The organism is Paenibacillus sp. N119s, from assembly GCF_059447605.1.
In genome coordinates this window covers 1-11511 of the sequence record NZ_JCAJRU010000168.1, presented here as the reverse complement: position 1 = coordinate 11511, position 11511 = coordinate 1, and the positions used below count along the sequence as shown (strand labels likewise).

Below are 11511 nucleotides of genomic sequence, written 5' to 3'. Positions count from 1 at the left end.
ACCTTCCATCAACTACTGCAGGAGCTGGAGGGGGATCGCAAGTTCCATTTTGTATATGGACTGGCTTACCGTAAAGGCGAAGAGGTCATTATCATGCCCGGTCGTCCAAAAGCGGACTTGAACGAGCTCCCGTCGCCCTATCGTTTTGCGGAGGATATCCCCGAACTTGGGAAAAGGGTTGTTTATTTTGAAACGAGCCGGGGCTGTCCGTTCAGCTGCCAATTTTGTCTGTCCAGCATTGAGGTCGGGGTGCGTTATTACGATATCGAGCGCACCAAGTCGGATATTCTGTACCTGATAGACAACGGGGCCAAATTGATTAAATTTGTGGACCGAACATTCAATATCAAACGCGATTATGCGCTGGAAATGTTCAAGTTTTTGATTGAAAATCATCGTGGTTGTGTTTTCCAGTTTGAAATTACAGCAGATATTATGCGTCCCGAGGTATTGGATTACTTGGCGGAGAACGCGCCACCGGGAGTGTTTCGCTTTGAGATCGGTGTCCAGTCAACGAATGATCCCACCAATGAGCTGGTTAAGCGCCGCCAGAACTTTACCAAGCTTTCCCGCACCGTTACAAAGGTCAAGCAAAGCGGCAAAATCGACCAGCATCTGGATCTGATCGCCGGATTGCCATTGGAGGACTACAACACATTCCGTAAAACGTTTAATGACGTTTTTGCGCTCGGACCAGAAGAGCTTCAGCTTGGCTTCCTCAAAATGCTGCGTGGTACAGGTTTGCGGCTTGACGCCGATAAATACAACTATACGTATATGGATGTTGCGCCGTATGAAATGTTGAGCAATGACGTCCTTTCCTTTGCCGATATCGTACGGCTCAAACGCTTGGAAGACGTATTGGAAAAATACTGGAATTCTCATCGCATGGACCATACGGTGAACTACCTGATTGAGCGTGAATTCTCGTCCGCCTTTGACTTCTTTCAGGAATTCGGAGACTACTGGGAAGGACAGGGCTGGCAGAAAATCGGACATCAGCTCGAAGACTTATTTACGCGTCTCCAGTCTTTTCTAGAATCGCGAGGAACCCAGCGAATGGATATGGTGCTTGGACTGATGAAGCTCGATTATTTCCTAAACCATAAATATAAGCCGCGTAAAATCTGGTGGGAACATACCTTGGAGAAAGACGATTGGTCCAGCTATATGAAAATGGTTCTTCAGCATCCGGATGCGCTGCTGTCACCTACGGTGGCAGATGTGGGTAAGGAAAGCGTGGGTGAAACGGATGTGGCTAGCCAACAGCCGCAGCCATACCGCGAGATGATCCCAGCCTTTGCTTCCTTGAAGCTGGGTGAAAAGGAACTGCAAAAGCACGCTGTACTTGATGTGCTGCCGTTCAGTCTGGATCATATCCTGAGTGGCGGTAGCCCGTTAACAGCCGAAGGCCGCACACTGCTGCTTGTAGTCTACCAGCAGAATGGACAGCAAAAACCGTTGTACTACACCATGCCCATCGGCAAAAATATCGCCGCCATTTAATATAAACGCCAGCAGGCATTGACTTTTGGTATACCCAAGTCGATGCCTTTTTTATGTGTTATAAAAAAATAGGCGACCACTCCAATTTTTACATTCATAAAATCTATTGCTTTACGTTTTTTTACAAAACAAATATATGATGAACTTATCATATATGAAATATTAAATTTATTGGAGTGTGACCTTGTGAAAAAGCGTTCCATGAAAAAGAGTATCCTTGCATTAAGTGCTGTTACCGTTTTGACTGTACCCTTATTATCTGCCGATATCCCTAAAGCTTTTGCAGCCTCGACTTCTACGAAGTCCCCTGTAACAGAGTCCAAGGCACAGAAGTCTGCATCAGTTAAAGCGGATACTCCTAAAAACGTCATCCTCTTTATTGGTGATGGTATGGGAGAAGCCAGTCGCAACGCGATTCGCCTGGCAACGGTTGGAAAGTCGGGATTACTTGAAATGGACAAAATGCCTGTAACGGGTCTAGTTAGCACAAGTTCAGGGGACAACCTAGTTACAGATTCTGCTGCCGCTGCGACGGCCATTGCAACAGGTGTCAAAACGTATAACGGCGCGATCGGGGTGGATTTGAATAAAAAACCAGTCACCACCATTATGGAGCTGGCTAAAAAAGCAGGTATGTCTACAGGAGTGGTGACGACAAGCCAAGTGACTGATGCAACGGGAGCGGCCTTTGGTGCGCATGTCGAAAAACGCTCTGCGCAAAGCGAGATTGCCAAGCAGTATCTTGAGAAAAGCAAACTGGACGTGATTCTGGGCGGGGGCGAGGATTTCTGGTACCCTGCAGGAACAGCAGGTAAACACCCGGATGCACCGGCAGAAGATCCTGAGGAAGCTAGTAAAGGGACGCAAGGAAATTTGGTGGAGCAAGCAAAGAAGTTGGGTTATAGCTATGTGACAGATCAGGCGGAAATGAAAGCAGCCAAAGGCTCTAAACTGCTAGGGCTGTTCGCCAATGAAGAAATGTTTCAAGCTCACAATAAACTAGGCAATTCTTACAACCCAACGGTTTCTTTGCCAGACATGACAGCTAAAGCGCTTGATGTTCTATCCAAAAACAAAAAAGGCTTTTTCCTGATGGTAGAGGAAGAAGGAACGGATGAGATGGCGCATGATAATGAAGGTGAATTAACCATTAAAGCCGGGCAACAGCTGGATAAGGCTGTCAAAGTAGCTAAGGACTATGCCAAAGCGCATCCGGATACCTTGGTATTAGTGACGGCAGACCATGAAACAGGCGGTTTGGCGATTGAAGGTAAGGATGCGAAAGATGAAGCCGACGATGGTACAACTAATGAAGACGGTCCTTTCACCATTCATGGCACGAACGAAACATTCTATATTGATTGGACGACCAAAGGACACACTGGAATAGATGTGGCATTGACTGCCATGGGTCCAGGCTCCTCGCAATTTAGTGGAAATTACTCGAATACGGCCATTCATGACAAGCTGGTCAAGCTGCTTCAATTAAAGAAGTAACGTGATGTGAAGGCCGCCCTTAAAAGGCTTTTCCATATTGGCAATATGGTTTTTCTTGTGATAAACTATAGCCAATAGGTATATACTAAAAAAGAGTAAGGATGCTACCAACATCCTTACTCTTTGGCAACAGCTGCTTATAAGGGCGGTGGCTGTAGGGTTGGATTAGTGAAATAGACCGCTAACCTTTTCCAGAGGGCGGTCTATTTCTTTTTGTTGAAGGAAATAATCAAGATCACCAACGTTGCAAATTGAATCATCAACATCAGCGTATCTTTAACCTCCACAGGCATCACCTCCTTTGCAGGAGACTAGCCGACCGCCCATCTAAGGCTATACCTTACTCCTCTGTTGTTTTCTTCCCCCATACAAATTTCATTATCAAAAATATGATTACCAGCACGGTGACAAGCAATGCCATCTGCATGCCATAACGATGAATCAAATCTCCCGCTGCTTGTACATGATCGCCAAAGAGACGTCCAAGCAAAAAGAAGATCAGCGTCCAAACCAAGCCCGTTGAATAAGAAAAGAGGGCATAACGCTTGAAACTCATCCTATTGATCCCCACAATATAAGGGACAATGTGGCGAACGACCGGCAGCAAATAGCTGATACATATAGTGAATTTTCCATACTTATGTACTAAATTTTCTGAAAATGTAATGTACTTGTCCATTTTTTTCTTCCGACGCAAACGATCCAAAATGGGTGTACCCAGGTTTCTCCCCAACACATAACCCAAGGACAGACCAGATACAACCCCAAGATATACAATAAAAAAAGCAGGTAACGGATGAAGGATCCCCATGCTTGTTACGGCCCCGCCAGTCATCACTATGACTTCGTCTGGAATGGGCAGGCCCACAATTCCCAGCCATAGACAGAAGAATAATGCTGCATAACCATACTGTTCGATGATGGAAATTAAATATTCAACATCCATACCCATACTCCTTCCTTAAGCTTTCTTTCGGCATACATAGACGAATGCGGGTGGAACATTCATAGGTACAAACTTGATTTCTTCAATATCAAACCATTCACCTAGCTGCTGTTTCATCTGTTTAGAATATTGAAAGGCGACAAACATTCCTCCATCCCGCAGTGATAGATGAATTTGTTCTACGATTTGATCTCGCATCACTTGTGGAAAGTTAAAGAACGGCAGTCCGCTGATTATACAGTCAAGCTGTTCAACTTGAGCATTTTTCATAGCAAGCTGAAGCTCACGCGAGTCGGAATAGCATAGATAATTCGGGAACCTTTTTTTTAAGCTTTGCTGCATGGTCGGGTCCTTCTCAAAGAGCAAAACCTTAGGTTGAATTGTTGTCGTAGACGGGATGTATTGGGTAATGGCCCCTGTGCCAGCCCCAAGCTCAGCCACGGCATGAACTTCACTCCATGGAATGGATTCTATCATATTTTTAGCTAAAAATCTGGAACTGGGTGTTACGCTACCCACATATGCAGGCGAATACAAAAATTTGAGCAGGAACATGAATCTTTCCTGAACCAATTGACTAATACGGATCATACACCTTTCCCCTACCTTCAATTTTTTAAAAACACGTTCAATGATCTCTGCTAAGAGTAACAAATTATCCCTTGACTTGCTCCTGTCTAGAGTAGGGCTCAGCTCCCCGTCCTGCGGAGGGTACTTTCCTTGACTATGGTCTAGGATAAAGAGAAGAAGTTCGGTATGGGTCAGTCCATATTCATTCAGTGTACGCCGGGGGGATGCAGGCTCTTAGTTTCATAGAGAGCCTGCTTTTGCGTTTATATCAGTTCATAATGAATCATGTGACTAAACATAAAAAAGTATATACAATAAATAACAGTGGGAAGATGAAAGGTTTCTAACTCTAGTTTTATAGATGGAATCAGTAAGTATTAGTAAACATTCTAATTTGGAGGATTTATGCCATGACGCTGGAACCTCAAGTGAGTCGAAGTAGTAGGGATGAAGCTCGTTTCGTCAGAAATAAGCTGATTGAGTTTAATGCAAAATACGTCCCGGCAGATATTCAAACTCAATATGAAGAGATTAATTTTACGCTCAAAAATGGAGAAGGCCAGGTTATCGGTGGACTTTTAAGTGTATTATGTTGGAACTGGGTGGAGGTTGATATATTGTGGGTAGATGAGGGCCATAGAGGAAAGGGCTACGGTTCGCAACTGCTTGGCGAAATCGAACAGATGGCTAGTGATAAAGGATGTAATTTTATACAACTAAATACCTTTTCTTTTCAAGCGCCTGAATTCTATGAGAAACATGGGTATGAAGTAGTCGGTGTTATCGATGAGGCTCCTAGAGGCTTTAAACACTATTATTATAAGAAAAATATCTACTGAGGACTCCGAATATGCGCGTACGGATCAACGAAGTATATAAAGATGAAAAGATCGTCATTCGTAGAATTGGCGAGGAAAAGGTATACGGCTACTGGGCTTTTTTTTGGTGTGAGTTGACCTCGGGATATGCGTATGTTGTTCCGTATAAACAAAGCTTGGACAAGTTGACTCCTGGCTGTGTCATTTCGGTTGAGATTTATCAATCCAGTATAAAAGGGTTCAGAAGACTGCGCCCTACTGAAAAGACAGGCATTGTTCGCACTCAACCAAAGCTAGGTGACTATTGGATCCAAGGAATGGTACAACAGGTGATGCACGGCGAGGCAGGCGGGATAGAATGTTTGGAGATTGTTGCAGGAGATGCTACGTTTGTTTTAGATTCGGAAGAAATGAATGGTGATGTCAACGTTAAGGTGGGCGACGGCGTCGCCTTTGCAATCATAGGTCTACAGTTGTTTGACGAGGGACTATGATCGTTCTATGGGGGATTTTAATCACAATATGTCGGTGTGAAAGATAAAAGCTAGATTAGAGAATTGTGAATAAGAAAGGTATGATCAGATTGGCTATGGAAGTGGAACACAAAATTTATACCATGTGCATGATTCAAGACGGAACCAAGGTATTGCTTATGAATAGACCGAATCGAAAGGGATTTCCGGGATATATTGCTCCAGGAGGAAAAGTAGAGTTTCCAGAGAGCATTGTGAACGGGGCTATTCGTGAAGTAAAGGAGGAAACAGGCTTAACCGTTACGGAAATTGTATTTAAAGGCATTGACGAATATTGTGATCCAAACCAAGGGCTGAGATATATGGTCTTTAACTATTTGGCGACGGCAACGGAAGGTGAACTATTAAAGAACCCTCCTGAGGGAGATCTGCTGTGGGTGGATATGAAGGAAGCACTAAATTTGCCGATGCAGGATTGGTTTAAGCGGAGATTCCCATTGTTTTTCGAGCCGGGGACGTTTGAGGTTAGTTCCGTGTGGCTGGCGGAGACGGATGAAACCCTGGAAGCAACGACTAAGAACTATGGGGTGTAGAGATGACGACCATTAGAGATATATGGAGCGCTTAAAGAGGAGGTCGTGAGCGGGATGCAGACTGTAAGATTGGTTGAGCCGGATCGGCGCTGGAAGGATGCTTATCTTTCATTTTATGAGGAATGGAAAAAAAGCCAGGAGCAAATGGTGCCTTGGGTGATTTCTATAGAACCGTATGATTTTGAAGGTATGCTGACGTTTTTAAATCAACAGAAAAATGGAATTGGCTTGTCTGAAGGCTGGGTTAAAAGTTCGACATACTGGCTGATGGATGCAGATAACCAGATCGTCGGAGCAGTGAATATCCGTCATGATCTTAACGAGCATCTGTTAAATGCTGGGGGACATATTGGTTATGGTATCCGTCCTTCTGCACGAGGGAACAGGTACGCTGTGACTATGCTGAGTCTGGCATTGGGCAAAGCAAAAGAGTTGGGTGTTTCCAGAGCCCTCGTCGTATGCGACTCCGATAATATCAGTTCCAAAAGAACGATTCTGCGAAACGGCGGAACACCAGACAAGGATTACATAGAGGAAGATGGAAACCGTGTAAACCGGTTTTGGATCGAGCTGTAAGTGAGGGAGGGGAACACAAAAGCTCATGAAAATATGGCCTGAATATGCACAAAATATTATTGTCGGTGTCATTTTTCAGGGACAATGGAATTGGTATGTGACGGAAAGAGAGTATTGGTTTTTGAATACCGAGATGGAGGAACGGTTTGGTATCGATATTCTAGATGAAACCACAGCGGGAGCATTTTTGAATCACATCCGTGAATATAAGGTGGCTGCGGGAGAGCTCACTACAGTGCTCCAGGTGCTAGATGATGCAATCCAGCATAAGGATGAAGTGTTGGAGTTCTATCCTGCTTTGTATGTTGATTTTGACCAAAAAGTTCTCTACTCGCTATTTCCAGAGCCGGCTTCTTTCGAACACTATGTCCCGGTAGGGTGGAAAGGAGAATATCAAAACTTCCTGAAAGAAGTCCCTCCTGCTGAACAATATTGGATAATCCACGGGAGTGACTTTTTTAAAAAATACACCTGAAAAGATAGAGGAGGAAATGAGCATATAAATTTGTATGATGTTTACCATGTGGTGGAGCATACAGCTTATCATCTGGGGCAGATCATAGATCGAGTTCAGAGACTGGCAGGTCACCGTTTTCAATTTGTGCAAACCGGACTGAATGAAAAAGCATTGCGTGCCATAGTGCAGCAATCCTTGCCTAATACACAAGATTAACGAAAAGCAGTAGTCAGATAACTATATAAAGTGTAATTCAATAGTCATGAACACCTCTGTCACAGATATGTTTTATTTCTTAATTGATATTGATAATTATTATCACTTATAATGGAAGCAGACATATTACGTTACGATAGGGAGAGTTGCAGAGTGACAGGGTCCTTGGAATTATATGATGTAACGATCATCGGCGGCGGTCCAGCCGGTATGTATACTGCGTTTTACAGTGGCATGAGAGATATGAAAACCAAACTGATCGAAGCCAAGCATGAGCTGGGCGGACGGATGCGCATATACCCGGAGAAGATGATATGGGATGTTGGAGGGGTGACCCCGATTTTATGTGAAAAGCTAATCGACCAGCTGGAGCAGCAGGCACGGACGTTCGAGCCAACCATTGTATTGGGGCAACAGATTACGGGTATGGATCGGCAAGAAGATGGTACGTTCCTGCTGACTTCTGCCACAGGGGAACAGCACTGGACGCGTACGATCGTTTTGGCCGTAGGTTATGGTATTCTCAAAATGGCTAAACTGGAGATTGAAGGTGCCGACCGTTACGAGGTTACAAACCTGCACTACACCGTACAAGAACTGGAGCCGTTCCGGGACAAGCATGTCCTGATTTCCGGTGGAGGCAACTCGGCGGTAGATTGGGCGAATGAGCTGGAATCTATTGCAGCGAGTGTGACAGTTGTACATCGTCGGGATCATTTTGGTGGACATGAGAAAAATGTAGCCCGTATGAAATCCTCTTCGGTTCGTGTTCTCACACCTTATGCAGTAAGCCAGTTACATAGCAACAACGGAGAGACGATTGAGCAGGTGACGATCAATCATGTAGATACGGGCGAAACAGAGCTGCTGAATGTTGATGCAGTTATCGTAAATCACGGCCTAAAATCCGATTTCGGTCCCCTGCGTGATTGGGGACTGGATATGGGAGAGTGGCATGCCCGGGTGAGTGACAAGCTGGAAACGAATCTACCAGGGATTTTTGCTGCAGGCGATTTTGTCGAGTACGGAAGCAAGCTGTATCTGATTGCAGGTACGTTCACAGATGCTGCCTTGGCCCTCAACAGCGCCAAGCTGTACATTGATCCGACAGCTGACAAAGCTGCATATGTATCTTCTCACAATAGCCGTTTCAAGGAAAAAAACCGCGAGTTGGGTGTTGTGGAGTAGATAAGATACACCAGTTGAATAGAGAAGAGTCAATACAGAAATTTCCAAAGAACTTCCGTTGACCACGATTGATGTGGTTGAGGAGGTTCTTTTTTTGCTAGGTTACTGATTTCTGATGCTAGAGGTTGATGCCATACGCATATAGCATAAAATAAAGAGAGCCTGTCCTTTTTGGACTTAAAGAGTAGAATTGGAGTGGAAAAGATAAGGAGCGTGAAAAAATGAGCTTACGAGAGGTGCTTGAACAGCACGCGATTTATCTGCCTGATGATATGCTGGAAGCTTTATTAATCCATCGTAAGAAGCAGGAAGGGCGGAAAGTTCAGCTACGATTATTGAGTGAGCAGGAGCTTGCCGAGAGTATCGAGTGGATGGCGCAGATCGAGGTGTTCAAACATATCGTCCCTCTATGGACGGATGATCATTCTAATTATGTAGGTCTATATGTAGAGGGGCCGTTGGCATATAGACTGTGTTATATCAATCACGAGGAAACGGATTTGTCGCCAGTGTATCGAAATGCGGCTTCGCTAATTGCAGAGTTGGGGCAAAATCCAGTGCAGGATTGGGACCAGCTGCACAAGGATTACCCATCTGGTGGGGACATAAGTGCCAAACAACTAACAGAAGATATTCGATGTAAGAATGAATTACAGGCTATATTGGAAAAGGATTCATCTATGGAGGATGATGTGAGATGCCAGCTTCTTTACAGCTTAATGGCAATTACACCTGTCAGTGAGGTGGATTCATTGCTTTCCTATGTGGATGATGAAGATATGTATGTACAGGAACGTGCATGTATGCTTTCGGGACATCATGGGTATGAACCAGCGACCGAATTATTAAAAGAGGTAGTGAAGCATGGAAGCCCGAATGGGAAGCTGGAAGCCCGTAAGGCGCTCTCGATGATTCGTGCTAAGCAAATGGACATGCGTATAAAAAAACAAACCAACCTCACATAGCACATATGGACGGGATTGAAAGGTGACTTATGAAGAGACGAACAGAGCAACAGGAAGCGATAATGGTAGAAATCATCCAAAAGGTAGAGCCGTATGTACAGCAGCAGTTGGAGCATGACCACAGTGGTCACGATTGGTGGCATATTGATCGCGTGAGGAAGCTGTCTATTGAAATTGCTGCAAAAGAAGGTGCAGATCCGTTCATATGTGAACTGGCAGCACTGCTGCATGATGTAGCGGATGAAAAATTAAATGAATCCAAACAAGCGGGGCTGGATAAAGTGGAGCAGTGGCTGCATCTGCATGTAAACGATCCGGATGTGATCACACACGTGATGACCATCATTGCTACAATGTCCTACAATGGTGGGCAAAACCCGCCTATGGAGACGCTGGAAGGTCAGGTTGTACAGGATGCAGATCGGTTGGATGCACTGGGGGCGATTGGGATTGCAAGAACCTTTATGTATGCAGGCTCAAAAGGCAGTGTCATGCATGAACCGGATCAAGACTATTCACAGTATGATTATCGCGCCGCAGGTAAAAGTGCCATTTACCATTTTTACGAAAAGCTGCTCAAACTCAAGGATTTAATGAATACTGCTTATGCCCGAGAGCTGGCAGAGGTCCGCCATCAATGGATGGAAATGTATCTGGAGCAGTTCTATAGAGAATGGAATGTGAGTGATATCCGATAGAAAAAGGGAAGCTGATGCTTCCTAATCTGAGGCTGTTTCCTCTAACCGAGCAAATCGGAGGGGAAGCGGCCTTTAGTTTTTTTATAAATGTCATATTGATATTATTGTTTATATGTGCTATTTTATTGTTAACAACAATTTGATAATAACAATCAAGAAGTAACAAGGCGCCGAACACAATAAAGAAAGCGGGGAAACGACGATGTTTGGATTTAATTTTGTTAAATTTCAGCCCAGTGAGTATGTCATGAAGGTGAAGAATGGGAAGGTGGTTCGAGAGGGAGTTGGATTATCTTTTTATTACTACGCCCCGACTACCTCGGTTGTCGTCGTACCGATCTCTTCCATTGATGTGCCGTTCATGTTTGAGGATATGACGAATGATTTCCAAGCGGTGACAGTGCAGGGGCAACTGACTTATCGAATTGTGGATTACCGCAGAACGACGCAGATTTTAAACTACACGTATGATTTAAAGGAGCGACGCTATATTTCGGATGATCCAAGCAAACTGGCCCAACGGGTGATAAATATCGCCAAGGTGCTTACCAAAAAGTATTTGGAACGTGTCCCACTCAAAGAAGCTGTTCAGTCCAGTGAACGTCTGGCTCAAAACATGACGAAGGATATTGCTCAGCATACTGAAATGGAGAAACTGGGTATTGAGGTCATGGGGCTGTCCATTTTGGCGATTTTACCAAATAAGGAGACGATGAGAGCACTGGAAGCACAGGCGAGGGAGGAAATTCTTCGCAATGCGGATCAAGCTTTGTATGAGCGCCGTAACGCATCCATTGAGCAGGAGCGGCGTGTGAAGGAAAATGAGCTGAATACGGAAATTGCGGTGGAGACGAAAAAAAGACAGATTCGCGAAACCCAACTCGATGCCGAGCGTTCCGTAAAGCAAAAGCAAAGTGAGATGAAGGAGGAGCAGTTGCGGTTTGACACGGCGTTGGAGGAGAAAAAGCGCGAACTGATTGAGCTGACCGTAACGAATAAAAAGGCCGA

The 11511-nt window shown here is 44.7% G+C and carries 15 protein-coding genes; 12 read left to right on the top strand and 3 right to left on the bottom strand.

What is annotated here, in order from left to right; all coding sequences use genetic code 11:
* Positions 1 to 1506: B12-binding domain-containing radical SAM protein (locus AC5V8P_RS17875; protein ID WP_495473754.1), on the top strand; the 1506-nt coding region annotated here is incomplete at its 5' end.
* A 186-nt stretch (positions 1507 to 1692) separates the two neighbouring features.
* Entirely contained in the window at positions 1693 to 3003 is a 1311-nt protein-coding gene (locus tag AC5V8P_RS17870; RefSeq protein WP_064795353.1) for an alkaline phosphatase, read from the top strand.
* 203 nt (positions 3004 to 3206) lie between these two features.
* On the opposite strand, the gene AC5V8P_RS17865 is transcribed toward AC5V8P_RS17870, so the two are convergent.
* The 3 genes from AC5V8P_RS17865 to AC5V8P_RS17855 are packed head-to-tail and all read right to left on the bottom strand — an operon-like array spanning position 3207 to position 4540.
* The gene (locus AC5V8P_RS17865; RefSeq protein ID WP_007429455.1) at positions 3207 to 3296 is read right to left on the bottom strand and encodes a putative holin-like toxin; all 90 of its coding nucleotides are present in this window, start codon (positions 3294 to 3296) and stop codon (positions 3207 to 3209) included.
* A gap of 47 nt (positions 3297 to 3343) precedes the next feature.
* Positions 3344 to 3949, bottom strand: coding sequence for a DedA family protein (locus AC5V8P_RS17860; RefSeq protein ID WP_064795352.1), 606 nt, complete (start codon positions 3947 to 3949; stop codon positions 3344 to 3346).
* A gap of 15 nt (positions 3950 to 3964) precedes the next feature.
* On the bottom strand, positions 3965 to 4540 hold the full coding sequence (locus tag AC5V8P_RS17855; RefSeq protein WP_064795351.1) for a class I SAM-dependent methyltransferase: 576 nt from the start codon (positions 4538 to 4540) through the stop codon (positions 3965 to 3967).
* Between the two features lie 389 nt (positions 4541 to 4929).
* On the opposite strand from AC5V8P_RS17855, the gene AC5V8P_RS17850 reads away from it, so the two are divergent.
* The 10 genes from AC5V8P_RS17850 to AC5V8P_RS17805 all read left to right on the top strand — a co-directional run.
* Positions 4930 to 5358, top strand: a complete 429-nt coding sequence (locus AC5V8P_RS17850; RefSeq protein ID WP_064795350.1) for a GNAT family N-acetyltransferase — start codon at positions 4930 to 4932, stop codon at positions 5356 to 5358.
* Positions 5359 to 5369: 11 nt separating this feature from the next.
* Positions 5370 to 5831 carry a hypothetical protein gene (locus AC5V8P_RS17845; RefSeq protein ID WP_064795349.1) on the top strand — a complete coding sequence of 154 codons (462 nt, stop codon included), beginning with the start codon at positions 5370 to 5372 and terminating at the stop codon, positions 5829 to 5831.
* An 80-nt stretch (positions 5832 to 5911) separates the two neighbouring features.
* A complete protein-coding gene (locus AC5V8P_RS17840; RefSeq protein ID WP_063209979.1) occupies positions 5912 to 6403 on the top strand; it encodes an 8-oxo-dGTP diphosphatase in 492 nt (163 codons plus the stop codon).
* 54 nt (positions 6404 to 6457) lie between these two features.
* On the top strand, positions 6458 to 6979 hold the full coding sequence (locus tag AC5V8P_RS17835) for a GNAT family N-acetyltransferase (protein WP_063209978.1): 522 nt from the start codon (positions 6458 to 6460) through the stop codon (positions 6977 to 6979).
* 25 nt (positions 6980 to 7004) lie between these two features.
* Positions 7005 to 7454 carry a hypothetical protein gene (locus tag AC5V8P_RS17830; protein ID WP_063209977.1) on the top strand — a complete coding sequence of 150 codons (450 nt, stop codon included), beginning with the start codon at positions 7005 to 7007 and terminating at the stop codon, positions 7452 to 7454.
* 30 nt (positions 7455 to 7484) lie between these two features.
* On the top strand, positions 7485 to 7652 hold the full coding sequence (locus AC5V8P_RS17825; protein WP_231116700.1) for a hypothetical protein: 168 nt from the start codon (positions 7485 to 7487) through the stop codon (positions 7650 to 7652).
* Between the two features lie 153 nt (positions 7653 to 7805).
* Complete coding sequence (locus AC5V8P_RS17820) at positions 7806 to 8840, top strand: NAD(P)/FAD-dependent oxidoreductase (RefSeq protein ID WP_064795348.1); 1035 nt, start codon at positions 7806 to 7808, stop codon at positions 8838 to 8840.
* Between the two features lie 221 nt (positions 8841 to 9061).
* Positions 9062 to 9805, top strand: a complete 744-nt coding sequence (locus tag AC5V8P_RS17815; protein ID WP_155762503.1) for a HEAT repeat domain-containing protein — start codon at positions 9062 to 9064, stop codon at positions 9803 to 9805.
* Between the two features lie 29 nt (positions 9806 to 9834).
* Positions 9835 to 10503 carry an HD domain-containing protein gene (locus AC5V8P_RS17810; protein ID WP_064795347.1) on the top strand — a complete coding sequence of 223 codons (669 nt, stop codon included), beginning with the start codon at positions 9835 to 9837 and terminating at the stop codon, positions 10501 to 10503.
* A 202-nt stretch (positions 10504 to 10705) separates the two neighbouring features.
* On the top strand, positions 10706 to 11511 hold an 806-nt coding region (locus AC5V8P_RS17805; protein WP_495473753.1), incomplete at its 3' end, for an SPFH domain-containing protein.